We start from the raw sequence: 22,497 nt of genomic DNA, 5'->3' as shown, positions 1-22,497 counted from the left end.
AACAAGCGTTCAAATAGTAGAAGAGCTAGCGGGCCGGGTCAACGATTCCCCTGCACGAAACGCAGAGAGAGCGGCCGGGGCAACGGCCGCTCTCTCACTTGACCACTTACAGGGACAGGCCAGCGGGTTCGGATCAATGGTTTAACGGTTGATATACACGGTCGTCTTGGAGCCCGGCTCCAGCACGCGGGTCTCACCGTCGATCGTCAGGTAGGTCAGCCCGCCCTCGGGCATATTGTGCACGCTGACGCCAGCCTCGCTGTTGCCCAGCGCCACGGTCTTTCCATCGGCAGCCGTGTCAGGGCCAGCGCGCTCGGTCATGTAAACGGCAATCGCCTCCTCAGGGATCTCGATCAGCGGTGCCACATTGCTTGGCGCATCCACCAGCGTGCCGTTCACCACAGCCGCATCAAGCTCAGCCGGGGTGGTGTCTTCATCCGGGCGCACGGTGATGGTCGAGGCCGCAACGGGCACCATCGCCTCGGGGCTGCCGCTCAGGTAGCGGCTGTGCACCCATGCGGTGCCATCGGCAGACTGGATCCGGCACCACGGCGCAGCTTCAAGGCAGCCTTCCACCTCGGCGGTCTCATTGGCCCCCAAGGTGCCAACCACGGCGTATTCGATGCCGGGGCCGGAGCGCAGGTTCAGATCGGTGGTGGCAGTCGCCTCGGCTGCAATGGCAGGGGCAACAGCGGTCAGGCTCAGCGCGGCAACCGCGCCGGTCAGAAGGAGTTTCATGGTCGTGTCCTCATACTTCGTTCGTGGGGGCGAAGGGCGGCTTGGCGGCCCCCGCTGCTTGGTGAGACAACACCGCGCAGGGGCAATCGGTTCCCAAACAGAAAAAGGGCGGCCCACAGCGGGGCCGCCCAATCTATCTCTCCTCCACCGCGCTTAGCGGTAAACGTAAACAATCGTACGGTCTTCCTTCACCAGCACATCCTGCCCGTTCACGTTGAGGTAGGAATAGTCGCTCTCCGGCACCGGATAAATCTCCACGTCCTCAGGAACGCCTGCACCCAGCACCACCTCGCCATCGAGGTAGACCGGCTCAACCGGGTTTTCGGTCACATAGGTCACGGTGCTGGTTTCCGGCTCGGGCACGGCATCGCTGCCCGCATTGGCGCCAAGCACTACGCCTGCCGCAATGGCCGCAGGGCCGCCGATCAGCGAACCGGCAATCGCGCCACCTGTTACGGCACCGGCTGCGGCCCCGGCCCCCTCGTTGCCGCCTTCCTTCATGTAGGTCACGGTGCGGGTGGTGGTCACTTTCGTCGCCTCGGTGGCCGAGCCGCTCAGATAGTGCCGGTGCGCCCAGCCGGTCTGGCCGTCATAGGTCACTTCGCACCACGCACCGCCGTCAAGGCAACCTTCCACTTCGGCCTGGTCCAGGCCAGCGATCACACCAATCACTTCAAACTCCGGGCCGGGGCCCGAACGCAGGTTGAGGTCGGTCGTTGCGGTCGCCTGTGCGGCAAGCATCGGGGTGGCTGCCACGCAGAGGGCGGCGGCACTCAGGGTGAGTTTCTTGAACATCGTATGTCTCCGTTCATCGTCTCAAATCCGCCGGGTCTTCCACGATCAGACATCGCCGCCCGGCTGGCGTGGGGCACCAACAGCGGGGCGTGCCGGCCCGTTCCATCACGGATCTGAGGCACACCCAGAACCAGCCAAATTGCAGCGAGATCCCGCCGTTGCCCGTTTCAACCCGGTCATGAAAGGTGATGAAACCCGCCTTCAGCGCGCCTGAAACACCGCGCCCACCTCGGCCCGGATGATCCGCGCGATCAAGGCGCAATCCTCGACCGAAAAGGTCAGTGGCAAGCGCATGTCCACCAGCCCGGCCAGCACGGCGTCGGTGCGGGCAAGCTCCGGCGTTTCGGCATAGCGCCAATGCCCATAGGCCGAGGTAAAGCCCACCGGCTCCGGCCCACCAAACCACTTCAGCTCCACGCCCCGCTCAAGGCAGCGCGCAAGCACCTCGCCCACCGCCTCACCGCTCCAACCCTTGAGCAGAAACTGGATCGACGAGCCCACAAAGCGCTCCGCCGCGCCGCGCTCCACCACTGTCAGCCCCGGCGTGCCGCGCAGCCCCTCTTCCACCGCCCGGTATCGCGCGTTCCACCGCTCGATCTGGCGCGGAAGCTCGGCAAGCTGCGGGCGCAGGATAGCCGCGCGCAGGTTGTCCATCCGCCCAGAGATGTTGGGCACCTCCATCCGATGGCGGGCAAACACCTCCGGCCCCGGCGCGGCAAGGTGGCGCTCATACAGCATGTAAGACCCCGAGAGCAGCACCGCCTTGGCGGCGATGTCCTCATCGTCGCTCACAAGCAAGCCACCCTCGCCCGAGTTCATGTGCTTGTAGGTCTGGGTCGAGTAGCAGGCCACCGCGCCGTGCCGCCCGCTTGGCACGCCATCCCAGCTTGCGCCCATGGTATGCGCACAATCCTCAACCACCACCACACCCGCCGCGCGGCAAATCTCCATCAGCCGGTCCATGTCGGCAATATGCCCGCGCATGTGAGAGAGCAGCAGCACCCCCGCCTCGCCTGCCTTCGCGGCCAGATCATCAAGGTCAATGACAAGCCCGTCCGTGACCTCCACGAACACCGGCTCCGCACCAACAGCGGCAATCGCACCGGGCACCGGCGCAAGGGTGAAGGCATTGGTCAGCACCCTGTCCCCCGGCTTTACGCCCACGGCCCGGAGCGCCACACCAATGGCCGAGCCGCCGCTCGCCGTCGCAAGGCAAAACTTCGCCCCCACAAAGGCAGCAAACTCCTGCTCCAGCAGCGCCACCTCGCCCGCTTCCTCGCCCGCAAGATTATAGCGATGCAGCCGCCCATGGCGCAGCACCGCCATCGCCGCCTCCAGCGCCGCCTCAGGCAGCGGCTCCTGCTGGGTGAAATTGCCCTCAAACACTTCGCTCATGCCGCCACCCTGCTTTGCACGCCTCTGTCGGTCAATCCGCCAGCAGCCGAGCCGCCAGCTCCGGCAGCTCGTCGAAATGGTCGATCAACGCCTCCGGCTCCAGCGCCTCTACCCCCCGCCCATCGGGGCCGAAGGTGACAAGCGCACAGGGTACCCCCGCCGCCCGCGCCGTCTCCCTGTCGGTCTCGGTATCGCCAATCAAAATGCCCCGCGTGCCCCCGGCCCGCTCCACGGCGGCAAAATAGGGCGCCGGGTCGGGCTTGCGCACGGGGAGCGTATCGGCCCCGATCAGCGCCCCGAAGGCCGTGCGCACCCCCAGCCGCCCCATCAGCGCCTCGGCCAGCGCCTCGGGCTTGTTGGTGCAGATCGACACCGCAAACCCCGCACTGCGCAGCGCCTCCACCGCCTCCATCGCTCCGGGGTAGAGCACCGTGTGGGTGTCTATGTTGTCTCCATAGTAGGCCAGCAGCCGCGGATAATCCGCCTCCACCTCCTCCTCGCCAAACCCGGCCCGCTCATAGCCCAGCCGCAGCATCGCCCGCCCACCGCGAAAGGCCGTATACGCATCGGCCACCGGGTCCAGCAACGTGCCCAGCCCCCGCGCCATAAAGCAGGCATTGGCCGAGGCAATCAGGTCTTTGCTGGTATCCGCCAGCGTGCCGTCCAGATCGAAGACCACCGTTTTCATTCGCAACCCCTGTCACAATCCGTCACCACATGTGACCCGCCAGCCCCTTGCCACCCTGCATCATGCGAGTAGAACGGAGCCAAGAGTTCCGGGTATAACCGGTGTTGAGCAGAACAAAAGGGGCAGCGGGCCATGGGCACCAGCCTGATCATCCTCGCCGCGGGGCAAGGCACCCGCATGCAGTCGGACATGCCGAAGGTCTTGCACCGGGTCGCCCACGCGCCCCTGCTGGCCCACGCCATGCACGCGGGCAACGCGCTGGAGCCCGAGCGCGTGGTGGTTGTCGCCGGGCACGGGGCCGAAGAGGTCGAGGCCGCCGTGGCCGAGATCGACGACACCGCGCAGGTTGTCATTCAGGAAGACCGCCTCGGCACCGGCCACGCCGTCCTTCAGGCCCGCGAAGCCCTCGCAGGCGCCGAGGGCGATGCCATCATCCTCTACGGCGACACCCCCTTCATCCGCCCCGACACCCTGCAAGCCATGCTGGACGCCCGCGCACAGCACGCCGTTGTGGTGCTGGGTTTCGAGCCCGCCGACCCGGCCCGCTACGGCCGCCTCTTCATGGATGGCGACAGCTTGGAGGCGATCATCGAATACAAGGACGCCACCGAAGCCCAGCGCGCCATCCCCCTCTGCAACTCCGGCGTCATCTGCGCCGATGCCACCGCGCTCTTCTCGCTCCTTGACGATGTCACCAACGATAACGCATCAGGCGAATATTACCTCACCGACATCGTCGCCATCGCCCGCAGCCGTGGCCTCTCCTGCGGCGTAGTCCGCTGCGCCGAGGCCGAGACCATGGGCGTCAACTCCCGCGCCGACCTCGCCGCCGCAGAGGCCGCCTTCCAGCAGGCCAAACGCACCGAAGCGCTGGAGAACGGCGTCACCCTCACCGCCCCCGAAACCGTCCACTTCGCATGGGACACATGGGTAGGCCGCGACGCCACCATCGAGCCCTATGTCGTCTTCGGCCCCGGCGTCACCGTCGAGACCGGCGCGCAAATCCGCGCCTTCTCCCACCTTGAAGGCTGCCACGTGAGCCAAGGCGCCCAGGTCGGCCCCTATGCCCGCCTGCGCCCCGGCGCGGAACTGGCCAACAACGCTAAGGTCGGCAATTTCTGCGAGGTAAAGAACGCAGAGATCGGCGAAGGGGCGAAGGTCAACCACCTCAGCTACATCGGTGATGCCTCCGTGGGTGAGGCCGCCAACATCGGCGCAGGCACCATCACCTGCAACTATGACGGCGTCTTCAAGCACCGTACCGAGGTTGGCGCCCGCGCCTTCATCGGCTCCAACACCATGCTGGTCGCCCCCGTCACCGTGGGCGCCGAGGCCCTTACCGCCTCCGGCTCCGTCATCACCGAAAACGTCCCCGATGGCGCCCTCGCCGTCGCCCGTGGCCGCCAAAGCAACAAGCCCGGCCTCGCCCGCAAACTGATGGACAGGCTCCGCGCCGCCAAGGCAGCAAAGAAAGAGGCCAAGTAAATGTGTGGAATCGTCGGCGTTCTCGGCAACCATGAAGCCGCCCCCCTGCTGGTGGAGGCCCTGAAAAGGCTGGAATATCGCGGCTATGACAGCGCGGGCATCGCCACCGTAAACGACGAGGCGCTCGATCGCCGTCGCGCGGTCGGCAAGCTGGTCAACCTCTCCGACCTGCTGGTGCACGATCCCCTCCCCGGCAAGGCCGGCATCGGCCACACCCGCTGGGCCACCCACGGCGCCGCGAATGAAACCAACGCCCACCCCCACCGCGCCGGCCCCGTCGCTGTTGTGCACAACGGCATCGTCGAAAACTTCCGCGAGTTGCGTGAAGAGTTGGCCACCCACGGCCTCAACACCGTGACCGACACCGACACCGAGGTCGTCGCCCTGCTCACCGAGCATTACCTTGCCCAAGGCCTCGCCCCCCGCGACGCCTGCGAGCAGGTCATCGCCCGCCTCACCGGTGCCTTCGCGCTCTGCTTCCTCTTTGAGGGCGAAGACAACCTGCTCATTGCCGCCCGCAAAGGCTCTCCGCTGGCCATCGGCCACGGCGAGGGCGAAATCTTCGTCGGCTCCGACGCCATCGCGCTGGCCCCCATGACCGACAAGATCACCTACCTCGAAGAGGGCGACTGGGCCGTGCTCACCCGCGAGAGCGTCGAAATCTTCGACGCCCAGAACAACCGCGCCAACCGTCCGGTCAAAACCGTCACCATCGACGCAGCCCAGATCGACAAGGGCGGCCACAAGCACTTCATGGCCAAGGAAATCGCCGAGCAGCCCACCGTTCTGGGCGAGGCGCTCTCCTACTACCTCACTGAAAGCGGCATCGCCCTGCCCGAGCCGGGGCTCGACTTCACCAAGTTCGACCGCCTCACCATGGTCGCCTGCGGCACCGCCTTCTACGCCTGCCTGACCGCCAAATACTGGTTCGAGCAAATCGCCCGCCTGCCCGTCGAGGTGGATATCGCCTCGGAGTTCCGCTACCGCGAGCCGCCGATCCCGGCCAACACCCTCGCCCTCTTCGTCAGCCAGTCCGGTGAAACCGCCGACACGCTGGCCGCCCTGCGCTACTGCGAAGACAAGGCGATGATCGCCTCCGTGGTCAACGTCCCCGAAAGCTCCATCGCCCGCGCCTCCGACATCGCCCTGCCGATCCTCGCAGGCGCCGAGATCGGCGTGGCCTCCACCAAGGCCTTCACCTGCCAGCTCACCGTGCTCTTCCTGCTGGCCGTCAAGGCGGGCCTCGACCGTGGCACGCTCACGCCCGAAGCGGCGCAGGAGCACCTCGCCCACCTCAAGGCCCTCCCCGGCCTCTTCAACGCCGCCCTGGCCGCCTCCCCCGAGATCGAAGCCACCGCCCAAAAACTGGCCGAAGCCCGCGACATCCTCTTCCTCGGGCGCGGTCCGCTCTACCCGCTGGCCATGGAAGGCGCGCTGAAACTCAAGGAAATCAGCTACATCCACGCCGAAGGCTACGCGTCCGGTGAGCTCAAACACGGCCCCATCGCCCTGATCGACAAGCACACGCCAGTCGTCTTCATGGCCCCCTCCGATGGCCTCTTCGACAAGACGATTTCCAACATGCAAGAGGTCATGGCCCGCGCCGGCAAGGTCGTCCTTGTCACGGATGCCCGCGGCGCGAAAACCGCCGCAGAAGGCACATGGCGCCAGATCATCCTCCCCGAGGTCTCCCCCGCGCTGGCCCCCATCCTCTACGCCCTGCCCGCGCAGCTGCTGGCCTACCACACCGCCGTCGCCAAAGGCACCGATGTCGACCAGCCCCGCAACCTCGCCAAGTCGGTGACCGTTGAATAGCCTCACCGCCCGATGACCCTTGATGATGCCCTCACCGCCCTCCGCGCCCTCGCCGAGCCCGGCCGGGCCGAGGGCATGGCGGCTTATCACAAGCAGACCCGCGAAATCATCGGCATCCCAAACCCGGCGCTGAACGAGGTGACCACAGAGTGGCGGCGCACCCTCCCCGTGCCAGAGCGCGTCACCCTCGCCGCAAGCCTCTGGCAAACCGACATTTTCGAGGCTCGCATCGCCGCCGCCAAGCTGCTCACCCAAGCCCGCCTGCGCCCCGACACCGAGGCCTGGGTGCTGATCAAGAGCTGGCTGCCCGATCTTGATTCATGGGCCATCGCCGACCACGCCATGATGGCCGGGCAGAAGCGCCTCATGGCCGACCTGTGTCGCATGGATGAGGTCGAGGCCTGGACCACGAGCGAGAGCCTCTGGACCCGCCGCGCCGCGCTCACCGTCACCCTGCCGCTGGCCAAGAAGAACAACCCCAACGCCGCCGAGGCACAAGCCCGCGCCCGCGTGCTCACATGGGCCGAAACCTACGTGTCAGACACAGAATGGTTTATCCAGAAAGCCGTCGCCTGGTGGCTGCGCGACCTCTCCAAGCACGATGCCGAGGCCACCCGCGCCTTCCTTGAAGGCCCCGGCCAAGGCCTCAAACCCTTCGCCCAAAAGGAAGCCGCAAAACACCTGTAGGGTGGGCAATCTGCCCACCATCCTGCGAGGCTGCCTCAAAGGGCGAACGAGCTACCCCGCAGATCCGGCGTAAACCACCAGCTCCGGCAGCCCCGTCAGCGGCGCGCCCAGCACCTGAAACGCCGGCAGGCTCACCCGCGTGCCCGATCCCGGCTCACCGCCCGAAGGCCGCAGCTCCACCTGCACCGAGTTGCCATTGCCCGGATACACCAGCCGCCCCGATTGGGCTGTTGTCACCAGCGGCGTCACCGCCCAGAAGCCCGGGTCCGTCGGATCGCCCAGCGAGGCAATCGTCGTGCCCAGCTCTTTCTCGGCCGCCACCGGCGCGGCGGCAGCGGCCTGCTTTTCCTCTTCCGTCGTGGTGTCAAACTGGTCAGCGGTGCGCGCATTCTCCGGCGGGGGCGGCGCCGCCGCGGCCACCGGGGCCTTGCTTTCAGTCTCCGCCGCGGCCTCGGTCGCTTCCGCCTTCGGCTTCATCGCAAACGGCCCTTCCGCGCAGCCCGCCAACACCAGCGCCGCCGTCGTCATGCCCATCAATTTCTGCATCGCCTGCACCATTCCGCTCCTTGCCACCTTGGGCTACCTTGGTCGGACGCGCCGCAATTCACCTTGCCGCTTCGCCCCTTGGGGCCTACCTATACCTCATGAAAACACCCCTGATCGACCCCTTCCAGCGCCCGATCACCTATTTGCGCGTGTCAGTGACCGACCGCTGCGATTTTCGCTGCGTCTACTGCATGTCCGAAAACATGACCTTTCTGCCAAAAAAGGAACTGCTCACGCTGGAAGAGCTCGATGCCGCCTGCACCGGCTTCATCGGCCTTGGCGTAAAGAAACTTCGCATCACCGGCGGAGAGCCGCTGGTGCGCAAGGGCATCATGACCTTCTTCGAGGGAATGACCCGCCACCTCGAGTCCGGCGCGCTCGATGAGCTGACCCTCACCACCAACGGCTCCCAGCTGGAGCGTTTCGCCCCCCAACTCGCGGCGGCGGGCGTCAAACGCATCAACATCTCGATCGACACGCTGGACGAAGAAAAATTCGCCCGCGTCACCCGCTGGGGCCGCCTGCCCCAAGTGCTGCGCGGCATCGACGCGGCGCAAGCGGCGGGCCTGCGCGTCAAGCTCAACGCCGTGGCGCTGAAGGGCTTCAACGAGGATGAGCTCTTCACCCTCGCCGAGTTCTGCGCCGCCCGCGACATGGACCTGACATGGATCGAGGTCATGCCCATGGGCGACCTCGGCAATGAAGACCGCATCGGCCAATACTGGTCCCTCAAGGATCTGCGCGCCAAGCTGGCCGAGCAATATACCCTGATCGACCTCGCAGAGCGCACCGGCGGCCCCGCCCGCTACGTCCAACTGCAAGAGACGGGCCAGAAAATCGGCTTCATCACGCCGCTCACCCACAACTTCTGCGAAAGCTGCAACCGCGTCCGGATGACCTGCACCGGTGAGCTCTACATGTGCTTGGGGCAAGAAGACCGCGCCGACCTGCGCGCGCCCCTGCGCCAATACGGCCCCGGCCCCGAGTTTGAAGACGCCATCCGCGCCGCCATCTCCCGCAAGCCCAAGGGCCACGACTTCGACTATTCAAGGCAAGATATCACCGGCCAGATGCCGCGCCACATGAGCCACACCGGCGGGTAATCCGCCGGGCAAGTCGCTCACGCGTTCTTCGCTTCAGCCCTTAACCCGGCCCCGATCCAGCGTCAGCCGAATGTCCGGACGCTTCGCCGGAACCTTGACCCCGGTCGAAATGCAATTCGCCACCGCCTTGTCGAGCTTCTTCACCGAGTTCACACGCGCAAAAAACTGCACCCCACGGTGGATCACCTTGCCGTTCATCTCCAGCTGCATCTTCTGCCGGATCTGATCGTAGGCAGACCGCCTGGCGATGTCTCCGCCCGAGCCCACGCCGCAGAATTCAATCACACCCGCCGGCGCAATCACCGCCCAGCGAAAGCTGTATCCTTTTGGCGTGCCGGTAAACTTGATCTCATCGGTTTTGGCGAACCTCTTATCCACCGGGATCTGTCGGCTCAGTTTTTCCCTCGCCGCAAGCGGTGCTGCCACAAGGCTTACCGCTGTAAAAAGCGCAAGCGCCACCCTACTAAATCTCATGAAACATCCCCTTCTCAAACGCGACCAGATTAGCCGGGAAGGTGCGCAGAACAACCCCTGAGACGTGATCGTTCCGTGAGTTTCCTATGCGTTGGGAGGGGTTGCGCCCTCAAGCCCACTCGGGCCCAAGATCATCCCGCGCCCGGTCAATCCAGTGATCGGCCAACCACGGCGTCGGCTTGCAGGCCCGCAACCATGACCCGGAATAGCCCTCAACCGCCTCGTGCATTTTCGGGTTTCCGTGAAAGCACACCACCTTGGCGGCTTCCGGCAGTTTCGCAGGCCTGAGCCAGTTCATCGGCGGCAGTCCAAGGCAATCATGCTTGAAGCTCACCACCTCATCGCCGGGCAAATAGGCAAATTCCCCCCGCTCCTGCGCCAGCGTGCTCGTATACCGCTGCTCACTCCCCCGCGCCTTCTCCACTTGGCGCTTCGCATCGCCCGCCAGCACCTCGTAGAGCCAGCCGTGCAGCGCCGGATCAAAGCGGAACACCGAGCCATGCCCGGTCTTGCGGCCACGCCGCGCCTCCACCCAGTCGGCCCGCATCGCCACCTTGCCGGGCGCGAAGTTCAGCAAGCCGTCCAGCGAGCCGGTCACCACCACGTCGAGATCAAAGCCCAGCAACGGCCCGTCGAGATCAGGGATCAACCCGGGCCGAAACAGCGACACCTTGCGCATTGCCCCCTGCCGGTTGGCCACGGCCAGCGCCGCGTCCATCTCGGCCAGAAACGGCTCCACCGGCAGATCGAGCACCTCCACATCCGGGTGCAGCCCCGCCCGCTCCTCCGTCATGCAGAAAAACCGCACGTCATCACTCAGATGCCGCCGCGCCCCGCTATAAAGCCGGTTCACATATTCGGGCCCAAAGAGCGTGCCCCATTTGATACAGATGACATTGGCAACCATGGCGCTGCCCTACCCGGCTCAGGTGTATTTGGCCAGAAGCTTGTCGCGCACCGAGGGGCTGACGAACTTCGATATGTCGCCGCCCAGCCGCGCAATCTCCTTCACCAGCTTGGAGGCAATCGCCTGCCGCTCGGCGCTGGCCATCAGAAACACGGTTTCAATCGTGTCGTCCAACTGCCGGTTCATGCCAACCATCTGATATTCATACTCAAAGTCGGCCACGGCGCGCAGTCCGCGCACAATCAGCCCGGCGCCCACGTCCCGGGCGCAGTCAATCAGCAGGTTCTCGAACGGATGCACCACGATCTCGCAATCGGTCTTCGCGGCAATCGGCGCACAAGCCTCCGCCACCATCGCCTCGCGTTCTTCGAAGTCAAAAAGCGGGCCCTTGTCGCGGTTGATGGCCACCCCAATCACCAACCTGTCCACCAGCGCGGTGGCGCGGGTGATAATGTCGATATGGCCCAGCGTAACCGGATCAAAAGTGCCCGGATAAAGCCCCACGCGCATCGCTGCTCCCCCTCTTGCGGCTCAGGTCTTTGGCAGAAAACACTAGCACTTCCGGAGGGGCAAGGCGAAAGCCGGGGCGTGGCGCAACATTGTTGCGCATCTGTCCGTTAGCGCAAACGGTGGGCATTTGCCTGCCCCGTGCCCTGCCCGGTCAGCCCCGGCGCAGCGCTGCGACGGCTCAATGCCCCATGATCATCCCTTCAAGCGCGTCTTTCTCCATCGCCAGCTCGCTGAGCCGCGCCTTGACGACATCCCCGATCGAAATCAGGCCAATCATCTCCTCGCCCTCCAGCACCGGCATGTGCCGAAACCGCCCGGTGGTCATCTTCTCCAGCACGCTCAGCGCGGTCTCTTCCTTGGTGCAGGTGATGAGCTTGGACGTCATCAGATCGTCCACCACATCGCTCAGGCACCCCGGCCCGCGCCGCCCAAGCTCGCGCACGATATCGCGCTCCGAGAGAATGCCCTGCGCCGACTTTCCGTCAGACGAGACGATGACCGAGCCGATCCGCTTTTCCGAAAGCAGCTTGGCGGCATCCGAAACTGAACTTCCGGGTTTCACACACAGCACGCCGTCGCCGCCCTTGTCCTTGAGAATCTGTTGCACAAGCATGGCTTAACCTCCAACGTCGCCCGTTCAGGTTGAGCGTTGCGCTCCCGCCCCGGCCTGTCAAGTCTCGGCTTCCAACCGCTCCACTTCTGCGCGGAGCCCCTCGCAGAGCAATTCCGCAAATCGGCTAAGGCGGCGCACCCGCCGGTCGTCGGCGTGGCGCACCAGCCAGAAGGTGCGTTTAAGCCGCACCTGATCCGCCAAAACCCGCTGCACCCGGGGCGCGGTGCCCATGGCAAACCCATGAACAACCCCAATCCCGGCCCCCTGCCGCACCCAGTTGAACTGCACTGACACCGAGTTGGAGGCCATCTGCACCCGCTCCAGCCCCAGCTCGCCCAGATAGTCCAACTCCTTGTCAAAGATCATGTCGGGCACGTAGCCCACCAGCCGCTTGCCGCGCAGATCGTCGAGACTCTCCACCGTGTTGTGCCGCAACCAATGCCGGGAGGCGGCGAGATAGAGGTGATAGTCAGTGATCTTCTGCACCGTCAGCCGCCCCGCCGTGGGCCGCGAGACAGCAATCGCCAGATCGGCCTCGCGACGGTTGAGGTTGAAGACCCTCGGCAGCGAAACCACCTGCACTTCAAGCTCGGGATGGGCATCGCAGATCTTCGTTATCACCTGCGGCAACAGGAAGTTCGCGCAGCCATCCGGCGCGCCCACCCGGATCGTTCCGGTCAACCTGTCTTCCTGCCCGCGCACCGCGTCCTCGGCGGTCAGCATGGCCTGCTCCAGCTCCTCGGCATGGGGCATCAGCCGCTCCCCCGCCTCGCTCGGCGCATAACCCTGCGGCGACTTCAAAAACAGCGGTGCGCCAAGGCTTTCTTCCAGCCGCTGCACCCGCCGCCCCACCGTCGCCGGATCAAGTTTCAACGCATTCCCCGCGCCCGAAAGGCTCCCCTCTCGCGCCACGGCAATGAAAATCCGCATGTCGTCCCACGACACGGCCATTCTTCTCTCCCATGCATTTTTGCAAGACGTGTTTGCCAAACTGCCGCTTCTACCGGGATAATTGCAAGGGTATGGTCTGCGCGACACCGAAAACAGGAGGAGTTTTGCCATGACCACCCAGATCGGCCATTTCATCGACGGCCAGCCAACCGCAGGCACATCCGGCCGCGCTGCCGACATCTTCAACCCCGCCACCGGCGAAGTGCAGGCCACCGTCGCCCTTGCCACCAAGGCCGAGGTTGATGATGCGGTGGCCCGCGCCGCGGAAGCCCAGAAGCAATGGGGCGCCACCAACCCGCAGCGCCGCGCCCGGGTGATGATGGCCTTCGGTGCCCTCATCAACAAGCACATGGACGAGCTGGCCGAGCTTTGCGCCCGCGAGCACGGCAAAACCATCCCCGACGCCAAGGGCGATGTGCAGCGCGGCCTCGAGTTCGTCGAAGTCTGCATGGGCGCACCGCACATGCTGAAGGGCGAATACACCAACGACGGCGGCCCCGGCATCGACCTCTACTCCATGCGCCAGCCCCTCGGCGTGGTCGCTGGCATCACCCCCTTCAACTTCCCGGCAATGATCCCGCTCTGGAAGATGGCCGGCGCACTCGCCTGCGGCAACGCCATGATCCTCAAGCCCTCCGAGCGCGTGCCCTCCACCGCCATGCGCCTCGCTGAACTGCTGAAGGAAGCCGGCCTGCCCGATGGCGTGCTGCAAGTCGTCAACGGCGACAAGGAGGCCGTCGACGCCCTGCTGGATAACGAAACCATCCAGGCCGTCGCCTTCGTCGGCTCCACCCCGATCGCGCAGTATATCTACGCCCGGGCCACCGCCAACGGCAAACGCTCGCAGTGCTTCGGCGGCGCGAAAAACCACATGATCGTCATGCCCGACGCCGACATGGACAAAGCCGCCGACGCGCTGGTGGGCGCCGCCTACGGTGCGGCCGGCGAGCGCTGCATGGCCATCTCCGTTGCCGTGCCCGTGGGCCAGAAAACCGCCGACACCTTGATCGAAAAGCTGGTGCCCCGCATCGAGGCCCTCAAGGTCGGCCCCTACACCGCAGGCGCCGATGTTGATTACGGCCCCGTCATCACCGCCGCCGCCAAAGAGCGCATCCTTGGCCTGATCGACTCCGGCGTGGAGCAAGGTGCCGATCTGGTGGTCGACAGCCGCGACTTCTCGCTGCAAGGCTACGAAGAGGGCTACTTCGTTGGCCCCCACCTCTTCGACAAGGTCACGCCGGAGATGGACATCTACAAGGAAGAGATCTTCGGCCCCGTGCTCACCCAAGTGCGCACCGAGAGCTACGACGAAGCCCTCAACCTGGTGATGGACAACCCCTACGGCAACGGCACGGCGATCTACACCGCCGACGGCGACACGGCGCGCGACTTTGCCCACCGGGTCAATGTCGGCATGGTCGGCATCAACTTCCCGATCCCGGTGCCGCTGAGCTACCACACCTTCGGCGGCTGGAAGAAATCCGGCTTCGGCGACCTCAACCAATACGGCCCCGACGCCTTCCGCTTCTACACCCGCACCAAAACCGTCACCGCACGGTGGTTCTCGGGCATCAAGGACGGCGGCGAATTCGCCTTCAAGCAGATGGACTGACGGTAGACCCGAACTAATTGGCATGGGCCCGGTTCAACGCCGGGCCCATTCTATTTGCGCAACCCGCGTTATGCGCCACCCTCCAGCGCATCAGGGAAAAGCCTCTCCATTTCCGCCATCTTCTGGCGCATTTTGCGCCTTTCAATCTCGTTCAGCACCTGAGCACCGCGCCGCCGCGCGCGCCGCTCAACACGCCGGGCCCACCAACCGGAGAACCCACGTTGAGAGGCATCCTTGTAGGCGTCCACGGTCGACCCCCAGACTTGAAGCGCATAGGCCTGCTCTGCATCCGGGTCGAGCACGCCGGTGTAATGCAAAGGATTGAAGAAATACGAAGGGAATATCTCGATATCCGGGTTCAGCTCTTCAATCATTCTGGTGCAAAACAGGTTTCCCGTGGCAACCCAAGGCATTCCCAGCTGGTCCGGATCGGTCTCCGCCAAGCGTTCAACAAGTGCCACAACAAACGGATTTCCCGGCTCACAAGCCAGTATGGGTGAAACCAGCCGCCCCCGCAGCAATTCGTTCTCATAAACGGTGTAGGCGCACTCCCGCTCGAAGAGGCCATGCGTTGACCTCAGGCAAATCGAGTCTGCCCCCGGCAAAAGCCCCCCGAATTCGGCCAGGATTTCGTAGCGCATCAGGTCAGCAACACCGGGATACGAGCGCCGCTCCAGCATCGCATCAATCTGCGCCCGGCACTTGAAGGGGTAGCGATCAAGAAAATCGTTGTCATACAACGTATAGGCGGCACGCGGATGCTTTTCGCGCCATGTTCTGAGCCACTTCTCGGGTACGGGCTTCGGGCCAATCCAAATATGCCCCAAACGTTCTGGAATCCCCAAACCTACCTCCAACGATAAAATATCAACGAGAGCGGCGTAACTAGAGCGCTAAGCGCCGCGTTCAATGTGCAGAAGATCCTGGGATGACGCATAATGCCGGCTCTTCATGCCAAACATGCTGCCGAACATCCCCGCCGTTTTCCCGGCCTTCCGTGCAACCTTGAACAACAGCTCACCGCGGTCTTTCGGGCGCAGCACAAGCAGCACCGGCGCAGCGATGCCGATCAGCACCAGCTCCGCAGATCGCTTTGCCACATAAGACGCGCGGTTGCGCAAACTGCGGGGCCGCAGCCGAACCTTGGTGCGTTCTTGGTCTCTGTTGCGCCGGTAAACATAAGAGAGCGTCAGGCGCCGAACGGGCTGTATCTCATGGGCAATGGCGTCGGGCACCCAGCCAATGCGGGCCCCGCCCGCCTGCATTGCGGCGCAAAAGGCCGAGTCTTCTCCGCCGCTCTCCGCCGTCCACTCATCAAACTTCGTCACGCCCAACCGGCGGGCCGTGTCAAGCCTGAGGCACCAATTCCCGGTGTAGGCCTCAGTGTCACCATCGTCCCCCGCCGCAACCTTGGCCGCCTGCGCGCGCTCGTCCTTACTGAAGCGCGCTTGAAGCTGCTGAAGGATCGCGCGGTTCACTTCCGTCAAGGGCTCATCCGGCGCGATGAAGCGCACAGGGCCAGCCGCCAGATCAAGGCCGCGCGTCTCGACGACCTCCATCATCTTCACCAGCCAGTCCCGCTCAACGATCTCGTCATCATCAATGAAGGTCAGGAAGTCGAAAGACCTCTCCAAAGCCTCGGCCAGCACACAGCTGCGCGAAAACGGAATGCCCTTCCGAGTTTCCAGCAGCAAGTGCACCGGCAGGCCAACCTTGGCCCGAAACGCCTCAACCACGCCCCCGGCTCTGGCCTCACTATCATTCTCGCAAATGACAAACTGAATATCCGCACCCGCCGGGCGGTCCATCTGCGCGAAACTCTCCAACAGCCGCCTCAGGCCCTCAGGCCTGCGGCGCGTGATGACACCCACCGCTATTCGCACTGCTATCTCTGTCATGCCTCAACCGCCCGTCGATTCAGAATGGCTCATTTTTTCGCCAAACTGCGCATTATCCTGCCCGTGCCTAAGGCGCACGACGTTAATATTCAATTAATCGAGAGCCTGACGCACCCTTTACAGCGGCATTTCGCCAATTGGGTTCAACCCAGCGGCGAAGGCACTGGCAAGCCGCGCCAGCACCTCGGCCAAGCCGCTGGACTCTCCTTGACCGAAAGGTCAAAACTTACCTAAAGGTCAAGGAGCCCTGATGCCGCTACGTTACCGTATCCACCCCCAAATCGGCCTCGTCTTCGTCAAGTATCACGGCCACGCCGCCATCTCCGAAACCTTCGAAGCCTTCGGCCGCTACATGGCCGATCCGGCCTACCGCCCCGGCCAGAAACAGCTGGTCGATCTCTCCGCCGTCACCTCCTTCGAAAAAGATTACGCCGCCCTTCTGGAGGTTCAGGCCAAAAAGGCCGAGGCCTTCCTGCGCGGCCCCGAAACCATCATTTGCTACTACGCGCCCACGCCCGAAACCCGCGCTATGGCCAACCTCGTCATGCGCAGCTGGTCCGAGCTCGATGCCATCGTCGCCGTGGTGCAAGATACCGAGGCGGGCTCACTCGAAGTGCTCGGTCTCGCCGAGAAAACCTTCGACGCTCTCGCCAAACGCCCCGCCTGATCCCGCTTCGGCGGAACCTGTCTCCCCTTTCCCGCGTTGGAGCTCCAACCGAAAGGACAGGACAGATGATCAACCGCACCTTGCCCGCCGCGCTGCTGGCCACCTTCGCCGCCGCGCCGCTCGCCGCCCAAACCTTCGTTTCCCCGCAATGCCCCGAGGGCTCCCTGCGCGTGGGCAACGAATGCCGCGCGGCCAATGGCACCGTGGTCCAACGCTTCGCCATCCCCCAGATCGAGCAGGACGACAGCGTGCAGGTCTACGACCTGACGTCTGACAGCCCCTACGCTGAGGGCGCGCGCGGCACGGGCGAGCGCGTGGTGATCCGCAAGAACAGCACCTTCGTCACCGACCTCGACACAGATTTCACAGTCATCGCCGATTGATCCCCCCCGCCCGGTGGTCTCCTCACCCCGGGCCCGCGCGGCGGCCCGCTCCTCCCCGGGGCCGCCGCGCCAAGTTTCCCCGCCACCTCCCCGGCGGAGTTCATGCCCGGCGGTCCCCTCACCCCGGGCTCGCGCGGCGGCCCATCCCTCCCCTGGGCCGCCGCGCCATATTCCCCGCTCACGGCGCCATCTTCCCCTGCGCCGCCCGCTCTGCCAATCTGGCGAGGCACCGAGGGAGAACCCGCATGGCCACAACCACCCCCAGCTTCACGCTCGGCATCGAGGAAGAATACCTTCTCGTCGACCGAGACACCCTCAACCTCGCCCGCGCGCCCGAAGCGCTGATGGAGGCCTGCGCCGACGAACTGGCCGATCAGGTCTCACCCGAATTTCTGCAATGCCAGATCGAGATCGGCACCCGCGTCTGCGGCAACATCACCGAGGCCCGCGAAGATCTCAAACGCCTGCGGGCCACCGTCGCCCGCTGCGCCGCCGCGCATAACCTCGCCCCCATCGCCGTAAGCTGCCACCCCTTCGCCGACTGGAAGGACCAGAGCCACACCGACAAAAGCCGCTACAACACGCTGCACCAAGACCTCGGCGGGGTGGTGCGCCGGGCGCTGATCTGCGGCATGCACGTCCACATCGGCATCGAGGATGACGACCTGCGGGCAGACCTGCTGCCGCAACTCTCCTACTTCCTCCCCCACCTGCTGGCGCTCTCCGGCTCCTCCCCCTTCTGGCAGGGGCAAGACACCGGCCTGTCGTCATACCGCCTCACCGTGTTCGACAACCTCCCCCGCACCGGCCTGCCGCCCACCTTCGAGAGCTTCACCGAATTCGAGCGCACCGTGCAGGTGCTGGTGGATCTCGGGGTGATCGAAGACAGCACCAAGATCTGGTGGGATCTGCGCCCCTCCCACCGCTTCCCCACGTTAGAGACCCGCATCTGCGACGTCAGCCCCCGGCTGGAAGACACGCTCACCCTCGCCGCCACCACCCAAGCCCTGCTCCGAATGCTCTGGCGCCTGCGCACCCGCAACCTCCGCTGGCGCCGCTACGACCGCTTCCTGATCATGGAAAACCGCTGGCGCGCCCAACGCTACGGGGTGTCAGAAGGCCTGATCGACTTCGGCGCCCGAGAGATCGTCCCCATGCGCGCCCTGGCCGAAGAACTGGTCGAAATCCTAGCCGAGGACGCCCACGCCCTAGGCAGCGAAGCCGAAATCGCCCGCCTGCCGGAGATCGTGGCGAACGGAAACGCAGCAGACCGCCAACGGGCCGTCTACGCGGGCAACATAGAGGCCGGCGCCTCACACGAGGCCGCCATGCGAGGGGTGGTGGAAAGCCTGATGGACGAGTTTGGGGAGGGAACTTGAGGGAGAAATGGCGGGGGCGACTGCGCCACGCGGATGCGGACAATAAAACCGGCCCCTTTCAACGCTTCTGGGTGAGCCATGATGTCCCGGCGTGTAGAGCCGGCGAGGGCTGCAACGGATGCGGCGAGCTTTGCCATGCCCCCCGCTATGATCGATATAGATGATCGTCATTCAATTGTTCGGTGGAACTGCGGCACCGGAACCGCAAGGTGAGTCGGAGGCCCTTAGGCCCTGTTCACATGAACAAGGCTATCCCTGCACCACGCCAGCCTCAGAGGGATGGCCTCAAAGCCCCCCGCTGATAATCGCCACCACCCCGGCGCCATCGCTCCCCAAAGCCAACAAAAAGGGGGCCACCCTCGCAGGCAGCCCCCTCTCAACTCCGTCACTGATTACTGACGCGCTTCACAATAAGCGCGCTCCAGCGTGTCCGATGGCATCGGATCACAGCGGATCTGCGGCCCCAGCGACGACGCATTGGGCAGCGCCGTGGAGAGCGGCGGGATATAGGTGATCATCAGCAGGAAGACGAAGAGCACGGCGAGGAAGGGCGACGCCGCCTTCACCACCCGCATCATCGGCATCCCCGCCACGCCGGAGGTGACGAAGAGGTTCAGCCCCACCGGTGGCGTGATCATCCCGATCTCCATGTTCACCACCATGATGATGCCAAGGTGGATCGGGTCGATCCCCAGCTCCAGCGCGATGGGAAACACCAGCGGCGCCACAATCACGATCAGCCCCGAAGGCTCCATGAACTGCCCGCCGATCAGCAGGATGATGTTGACGATCACGAGGAACATGATCGGCCCGAAGCCCGCACTCAGCATCGCCCCCGCAATCTGCTGCGGGATCTGCTCATCGGTCAGCACATGCTTGAGGATCAGCGCGTTGGCGATGATGAACATCAGCGTCACCGTCAGCTTGCCCGCGTCAAACAGCGTGTGCCGGGTGTCGCGGTGCACAAACGCGGTGAGCAGCGCCCAAGGCTTCTTCAGCAGGCTCGACTTGGCCACCCCCTCGCGCTCGGCCAGCGGCCCCATGTCACGATACACCCAGACCGCCACGATAAAGGCATAGACCGAGGCCACAGCCGCCGCTTCCGTCGGGGTGAAGATCGCAGGGGTGATCCCCGGAATGCCATAGATCCCCACCATGATGATGACGATCAGCATCAGCCCCCAGAAGGCCTCGCCAAAGCTGCGGGCAATCTCGCCCCAGCCCTTCCACTCACCCGCAGGCATGTTCTTGATAACGGCCATCACATAGATGGTCACCATCAGCATCACGCCCGCCAGCAGGCCCGGGATGACCCCGGCCAGAAACATCCGCCCGACAGAAACATCCGTGGCGCTGGCATAAACCACCATCACGATAGAGGGCGGAATGAGAATGCCCAGCGTGCCCGCGTTACAGATGACCCCGGCGGCGAATTCCTTGGTGTAACCCGCCTGCTTCATCGCCGCGATCACGATCGTCCCGATCGCCACCACAGTGGCGGGCGACGAGCCCGAGAGCGCCGCAAAGAGCATGCAGGCAAACACGCCGGCAATGGCGAGGCCACCCCGCAGGTGCCCCACGCAGGCAATCGAGAAGCGGATGATCCGTTTGGCCACCCCGCCCGTGCTCATGAAGCTGGAGGCGAGGATGAAGAAGGGAATGGCCAGCAGCGTGTAATGCCCCGCCATCGCCTGATAAAGGCTCTGCGCCACGCTCGCCAGCGAGGTGTCGGAGAGCACCAGCAAAAAGACCATCGACGAAAGGCCCAGCGACACCGCAATCGGCACCCCGATCATCAGCAACCCGATGATCATCACGAAGAGAAGAACGACATCCATTATTTCTGCTCCTCGCCATGGGTGGCGGCCACGGCGGCCACTTCGTCTTCGGCCTCATGGCTCACGATCAGGCTGTCCTGCTTGCCGGTGATGATACGGATGGTCGCCTGCACGAGGCGAAACAGCATCAGCGCCACCGCAATGGGCAGCATCGCATAGGCAATAAAGCGGGGCAGCTTGTCATAATGCTCCCACTCGGCCTCGGGGTAGCCCTTGTTCAGCGTCAGCGGCTCCAGCCAGCGCAGCCATTCAAGCATCGGCACCTGATCGGTAACGTAAAAGCTGTTGTTGCGCGCGCCCGTATCAAACCCGGTCGGAAACCAGCGGCCCTCGGTTGGTGGCAACCCGGCAAAGGGGGCCCAGTAATCCCACGCGCCTTTCATCAGCAAGAAGGCGTAGATCAGGCAGGCCGCCGCCGAAAGCAGCGCCAGCACCCGCTGGCCCTTCTTCGGAAGCATCCCCGTCAGCGCATCCACGCCAAGGTGCGCGGTGATCTTGAAGGCATAGGCAATCCCGAACAGGACCAGCCACGCAAACAGAATGAGCACCACCTCCTGCCCCCAGATCAGCGAGTCGTTGAAGCCGTAGCGCAGCACGACATTGGCAAATGTGACCAAGGTCATGAGGCCCAGGAGCACTGCGATGAAGCCTTCTTCGAATGAATTGATGATGCGGCTCACCTTCGAGCCTTCCCCGGCGTAGGATGACATGTCCCAGCCTCCCCGTTGTTCCCCGAACACATGCCGCAATCGCTTGCAGCACGGCCCCGCGCAGACCGCGCGAGGCCGAAATTTTCATTCCACAGCAGAGATTTAGAAAGAGGCGTTAATTTCCTGCGCGGCGGCAATGTTGTCGGCGCCCACGTCGCCTTCAAACTGCTCCCACACCGGGCTCATCGCATCCACCCACATCTGGCGCTGCTCTGGAGTCAGCTCGCGGATCTCGCCACCTGCATCCAGCACCGCCTGACGGGCTTCCTTGTCCACCTGCCCCACGGCTGCGTTCCGCTCTTGGGTCACTTCCTCAAGAATGGTCAGCAGCTGGTCACGCACATCGGCGTCAAGGCTGTCGAGCCAGTCCACCGAGGCCACCACGAGGTAGTCGAGCACACCGTGGTTGGTTTCGGTGGTGCCGTCCTGAACCTCAAAGAACTTCTGACCATAGATGTTCGACCAGGTGTTCTCCTGCCCGTCCACAACGCCCTGCTGCAGCGCGCCGTAAACTTCCGAGAAGGCCATCGGCTGCGGGCTGGCGTCCAGCGCCTCCATCTGAGCCACCAGCACGTCGGAGGGCTGCACGCGGAACTTCAGGCCAGCGGCATCGCCCGGTTCGACCAAGGGCTTGTTGGCCGAGAACTGCTTCATCCCGTTGTGCCAAAACTCAAGGCCCTGAAGGCCCCGGCGCTGCATCGAGCTTTTCATCGCCTCACCAGCTTCCGAAGTTTGGAACGCGTCAACCGCTTCGATGTTCTTGAACATGAACGGAAGGTCAAAAATGCGGAATTGCTTGGTGAAGGTCTCAAACTTCGACAAAGAAGGCGCGGCCAGCTGCACGTCGCCCTGCAACATCGCTTCCAGCACCTGATCATCGTTGTAGAGCGTGGAGTTGGGGTAAACCTCAACACAGGCCTTGCCGTTCATCTCTTCGTTCACCCGCTCCATGAGCAGGTTTGCGGCGATGCCCTTGGGGTGGCGGTCGGTGTTGGTGACGTGGCTGAACTTGATGACAATCTCGCCATCGTCACAGGCAGCAAAGCCCGCACCGGCAGACAGGACCAGCGCCACAGCGGTGGCGGAAAGGGTCGCGAATTTCATGTGGATGTCCTCCCAGACATTTGGTTCGGTTCAGCGCCTCCCAGCGCCTGCCAGAGACAAATGCCAACCTAGCGCGCCCGGCAAGGCCTTGCTTAAAGGCGCGCGGCGAACGGCATAAATGCCTGATTTGAAGGCGTTTCCTGTGAGACACGCAAAGCGCCGCCCGCGGCAGCGTTCCCTTTCCCACACACGCCACCCG

Annotated in this window: 23 protein-coding genes; 8 read left to right on the top strand and 15 right to left on the bottom strand. The window is 64.3% G+C overall.

Features of this window, described 5'->3' with window-relative positions; genetic code table 11:
- Nucleotides 1-141 precede the first annotated feature (141 nt).
- From ACXAG6_RS11185 to ACXAG6_RS11170, 4 genes are all read right to left on the bottom strand, one after another.
- Nucleotides 142-738 carry an SH3 domain-containing protein gene (locus ACXAG6_RS11185; protein ID WP_475337602.1) on the bottom strand — a complete coding sequence of 199 codons (597 nt, stop codon included), beginning with the start codon at nt 736-738 and terminating at the stop codon, nt 142-144.
- A gap of 153 nt (nt 739-891) precedes the next feature.
- Nucleotides 892-1,533, bottom strand: coding sequence for an SH3 domain-containing protein (locus ACXAG6_RS11180; RefSeq protein WP_475337601.1), 642 nt, complete (start codon nt 1,531-1,533; stop codon nt 892-894).
- Between the two features lie 201 nt (nt 1,534-1,734).
- The gene (locus ACXAG6_RS11175; protein WP_475337600.1) at nt 1,735-2,928 is read right to left on the bottom strand and encodes a DegT/DnrJ/EryC1/StrS family aminotransferase; all 1,194 of its coding nucleotides are present in this window, start codon (nt 2,926-2,928) and stop codon (nt 1,735-1,737) included.
- 31 nt (nt 2,929-2,959) lie between these two features.
- The gene (locus ACXAG6_RS11170) at nt 2,960-3,616 is read right to left on the bottom strand and encodes an HAD-IA family hydrolase (protein ID WP_475337599.1); all 657 of its coding nucleotides are present in this window, start codon (nt 3,614-3,616) and stop codon (nt 2,960-2,962) included.
- Between the two features lie 132 nt (nt 3,617-3,748).
- Here ACXAG6_RS11170 and glmU point away from each other — a divergent pair, with 132 nt between their 5' ends.
- From glmU to ACXAG6_RS11155, 3 genes are read left to right on the top strand one after another with little or no spacing between them, the layout of a single operon-like run.
- Nucleotides 3,749-5,101, top strand: a complete 1,353-nt coding sequence (gene glmU / locus ACXAG6_RS11165; RefSeq protein ID WP_475337597.1) for a bifunctional UDP-N-acetylglucosamine diphosphorylase/glucosamine-1-phosphate N-acetyltransferase GlmU — start codon at nt 3,749-3,751, stop codon at nt 5,099-5,101.
- A complete protein-coding gene (glmS, locus tag ACXAG6_RS11160) occupies nt 5,102-6,916 on the top strand; it encodes a glutamine--fructose-6-phosphate transaminase (isomerizing) (RefSeq protein ID WP_475337596.1) in 1,815 nt (604 codons plus the stop codon).
- Between the two features lie 12 nt (nt 6,917-6,928).
- Nucleotides 6,929-7,603, top strand: a complete 675-nt coding sequence (locus ACXAG6_RS11155) for a DNA alkylation repair protein (RefSeq protein WP_475337594.1) — start codon at nt 6,929-6,931, stop codon at nt 7,601-7,603.
- Nucleotides 7,604-7,654: 51 nt separating this feature from the next.
- Here ACXAG6_RS11155 and ACXAG6_RS11150 read toward each other — a convergent pair whose 3' ends face one another.
- On the bottom strand, nt 7,655-8,149 hold the full coding sequence (locus ACXAG6_RS11150) for a hypothetical protein (protein WP_475337593.1): 495 nt from the start codon (nt 8,147-8,149) through the stop codon (nt 7,655-7,657).
- A 98-nt stretch (nt 8,150-8,247) separates the two neighbouring features.
- On the opposite strand from ACXAG6_RS11150, the gene moaA reads away from it, so the two are divergent.
- On the top strand, nt 8,248-9,252 hold the full coding sequence (gene moaA, locus ACXAG6_RS11145) for a GTP 3',8-cyclase MoaA (protein ID WP_475337591.1): 1,005 nt from the start codon (nt 8,248-8,250) through the stop codon (nt 9,250-9,252).
- Nucleotides 9,253-9,285: 33 nt separating this feature from the next.
- Here the strand turns inward: moaA and ACXAG6_RS11140 are convergent, their stop codons facing one another.
- The 5 genes from ACXAG6_RS11140 to ACXAG6_RS11120 form a co-directional block, all read right to left on the bottom strand.
- Nucleotides 9,286-9,630 (bottom strand): hypothetical protein, encoded by a 345-nt coding sequence (locus ACXAG6_RS11140; protein WP_475337590.1) that lies wholly within the window; start codon nt 9,628-9,630, stop codon nt 9,286-9,288.
- 205 nt (nt 9,631-9,835) lie between these two features.
- Entirely contained in the window at nt 9,836-10,633 is a 798-nt protein-coding gene (locus ACXAG6_RS11135; protein WP_475337588.1) for a glycosyl transferase, read from the bottom strand.
- Between the two features lie 18 nt (nt 10,634-10,651).
- Entirely contained in the window at nt 10,652-11,143 is a 492-nt protein-coding gene (gene coaD / locus ACXAG6_RS11130; protein ID WP_475337586.1) for a pantetheine-phosphate adenylyltransferase, read from the bottom strand.
- Between the two features lie 178 nt (nt 11,144-11,321).
- Nucleotides 11,322-11,756: a CBS domain-containing protein gene (locus tag ACXAG6_RS11125; RefSeq protein WP_140014662.1), complete on the bottom strand. Its 435-nt coding sequence runs from the start codon at nt 11,754-11,756 to the stop codon at nt 11,322-11,324.
- Nucleotides 11,757-11,813: 57 nt separating this feature from the next.
- Nucleotides 11,814-12,707, bottom strand: a complete 894-nt coding sequence (locus ACXAG6_RS11120; protein ID WP_140014663.1) for a LysR family transcriptional regulator — start codon at nt 12,705-12,707, stop codon at nt 11,814-11,816.
- A 109-nt stretch (nt 12,708-12,816) separates the two neighbouring features.
- Between ACXAG6_RS11120 and ACXAG6_RS11115 the strand changes: the two genes are divergently transcribed.
- Nucleotides 12,817-14,319 (top strand): CoA-acylating methylmalonate-semialdehyde dehydrogenase, encoded by a 1,503-nt coding sequence (locus ACXAG6_RS11115; protein WP_475337584.1) that lies wholly within the window; start codon nt 12,817-12,819, stop codon nt 14,317-14,319.
- A 68-nt stretch (nt 14,320-14,387) separates the two neighbouring features.
- Here the strand turns inward: ACXAG6_RS11115 and ACXAG6_RS11110 are convergent, their stop codons facing one another.
- On the bottom strand, nt 14,388-15,164 hold the full coding sequence (locus ACXAG6_RS11110) for a glycosyltransferase family 32 protein (protein ID WP_475337583.1): 777 nt from the start codon (nt 15,162-15,164) through the stop codon (nt 14,388-14,390).
- A 48-nt stretch (nt 15,165-15,212) separates the two neighbouring features.
- Nucleotides 15,213-16,217, bottom strand: a complete 1,005-nt coding sequence (locus ACXAG6_RS11105) for a glycosyltransferase family 2 protein (protein ID WP_475337582.1) — start codon at nt 16,215-16,217, stop codon at nt 15,213-15,215.
- Between the two features lie 250 nt (nt 16,218-16,467).
- On the opposite strand from ACXAG6_RS11105, the gene ACXAG6_RS11100 reads away from it, so the two are divergent.
- The 3 genes from ACXAG6_RS11100 (at nt 16,468) to ACXAG6_RS11090 (ending at nt 18,646) form a co-directional block, all read left to right on the top strand.
- Complete coding sequence (locus ACXAG6_RS11100) at nt 16,468-16,884, top strand: hypothetical protein (protein WP_475337581.1); 417 nt, start codon at nt 16,468-16,470, stop codon at nt 16,882-16,884.
- Nucleotides 16,885-16,949: 65 nt separating this feature from the next.
- Nucleotides 16,950-17,267, top strand: coding sequence for a hypothetical protein (locus ACXAG6_RS11095; protein ID WP_475337580.1), 318 nt, complete (start codon nt 16,950-16,952; stop codon nt 17,265-17,267).
- A 245-nt stretch (nt 17,268-17,512) separates the two neighbouring features.
- Complete coding sequence (locus tag ACXAG6_RS11090; protein ID WP_475337579.1) at nt 17,513-18,646, top strand: carboxylate-amine ligase; 1,134 nt, start codon at nt 17,513-17,515, stop codon at nt 18,644-18,646.
- A 392-nt stretch (nt 18,647-19,038) separates the two neighbouring features.
- On the opposite strand, the gene ACXAG6_RS11085 is transcribed toward ACXAG6_RS11090, so the two are convergent.
- The 3 genes from ACXAG6_RS11085 to ACXAG6_RS11075 all read right to left on the bottom strand — a co-directional run bounded on the left by ACXAG6_RS11085 (nt 19,039) and on the right by ACXAG6_RS11075 (nt 22,298).
- Nucleotides 19,039-20,484 (bottom strand): TRAP transporter large permease, encoded by a 1,446-nt coding sequence (locus tag ACXAG6_RS11085; RefSeq protein ID WP_475337578.1) that lies wholly within the window; start codon nt 20,482-20,484, stop codon nt 19,039-19,041.
- Nucleotides 20,484-21,194: a TRAP transporter small permease gene (locus ACXAG6_RS11080; protein ID WP_475337576.1), complete on the bottom strand. Its 711-nt coding sequence runs from the start codon at nt 21,192-21,194 to the stop codon at nt 20,484-20,486. Before ACXAG6_RS11080 ends, ACXAG6_RS11085 begins: the two co-directional genes overlap by 1 nt.
- A gap of 102 nt (nt 21,195-21,296) precedes the next feature.
- Nucleotides 21,297-22,298 carry a TRAP transporter substrate-binding protein gene (locus ACXAG6_RS11075; RefSeq protein ID WP_475337575.1) on the bottom strand — a complete coding sequence of 334 codons (1,002 nt, stop codon included), beginning with the start codon at nt 22,296-22,298 and terminating at the stop codon, nt 21,297-21,299.
- Between the last annotated feature and the right edge of the window lie 199 nt (nt 22,299-22,497).

The sequence above is a fragment of the Vannielia sp. ABF1_015 genome, assembly GCF_056160745.1.
Note: the sequence above shows the minus strand (reverse complement) of the source record. Positions and strands in the feature narration are given on the sequence as shown.

Coding starts and splice junctions, on each gene's coding strand:
- ACXAG6_RS11075 (WP_475337575.1), bottom strand. CDS start 22,298: ATGAAATTCGCGACCCTTTCCGCCACCGCTGTGGCGCTGGTCCTGTCT.
- ACXAG6_RS11080 (WP_475337576.1), bottom strand. CDS start 21,194: ATGTCATCCTACGCCGGGGAAGGCTCGAAGGTGAGCCGCATCATCAAT.
- ACXAG6_RS11185 (WP_475337602.1), bottom strand. CDS start 738: ATGAAACTCCTTCTGACCGGCGCGGTTGCCGCGCTGAGCCTGACCGCT.
- ACXAG6_RS11100 (WP_475337581.1), top strand. CDS start 16,468: ATGCCGCTACGTTACCGTATCCACCCCCAAATCGGCCTCGTCTTCGTC.
- ACXAG6_RS11180 (WP_475337601.1), bottom strand. CDS start 1,533: ATGTTCAAGAAACTCACCCTGAGTGCCGCCGCCCTCTGCGTGGCAGCC.
- moaA (WP_475337591.1), top strand. CDS start 8,248: ATGAAAACACCCCTGATCGACCCCTTCCAGCGCCCGATCACCTATTTG.
- ACXAG6_RS11105 (WP_475337582.1), bottom strand. CDS start 16,217: ATGACAGAGATAGCAGTGCGAATAGCGGTGGGTGTCATCACGCGCCGC.
- glmU (WP_475337597.1), top strand. CDS start 3,749: ATGGGCACCAGCCTGATCATCCTCGCCGCGGGGCAAGGCACCCGCATG.
- ACXAG6_RS11135 (WP_475337588.1), bottom strand. CDS start 10,633: ATGGTTGCCAATGTCATCTGTATCAAATGGGGCACGCTCTTTGGGCCC.
- ACXAG6_RS11170 (WP_475337599.1), bottom strand. CDS start 3,616: ATGAAAACGGTGGTCTTCGATCTGGACGGCACGCTGGCGGATACCAGC.
- ACXAG6_RS11175 (WP_475337600.1), bottom strand. CDS start 2,928: ATGAGCGAAGTGTTTGAGGGCAATTTCACCCAGCAGGAGCCGCTGCCT.
- coaD (WP_475337586.1), bottom strand. CDS start 11,143: ATGCGCGTGGGGCTTTATCCGGGCACTTTTGATCCGGTTACGCTGGGC.
- ACXAG6_RS11125 (WP_140014662.1), bottom strand. CDS start 11,756: ATGCTTGTGCAACAGATTCTCAAGGACAAGGGCGGCGACGGCGTGCTG.
- ACXAG6_RS11150 (WP_475337593.1), bottom strand. CDS start 8,149: ATGCAGAAATTGATGGGCATGACGACGGCGGCGCTGGTGTTGGCGGGC.
- ACXAG6_RS11115 (WP_475337584.1), top strand. CDS start 12,817: ATGACCACCCAGATCGGCCATTTCATCGACGGCCAGCCAACCGCAGGC.
- glmS (WP_475337596.1), top strand. CDS start 5,102: ATGTGTGGAATCGTCGGCGTTCTCGGCAACCATGAAGCCGCCCCCCTG.
- ACXAG6_RS11120 (WP_140014663.1), bottom strand. CDS start 12,707: ATGGCCGTGTCGTGGGACGACATGCGGATTTTCATTGCCGTGGCGCGA.
- ACXAG6_RS11155 (WP_475337594.1), top strand. CDS start 6,929: ATGACCCTTGATGATGCCCTCACCGCCCTCCGCGCCCTCGCCGAGCCC.
- ACXAG6_RS11095 (WP_475337580.1), top strand. CDS start 16,950: ATGATCAACCGCACCTTGCCCGCCGCGCTGCTGGCCACCTTCGCCGCC.
- ACXAG6_RS11090 (WP_475337579.1), top strand. CDS start 17,513: ATGGCCACAACCACCCCCAGCTTCACGCTCGGCATCGAGGAAGAATAC.
- ACXAG6_RS11085 (WP_475337578.1), bottom strand. CDS start 20,484: ATGGATGTCGTTCTTCTCTTCGTGATGATCATCGGGTTGCTGATGATC.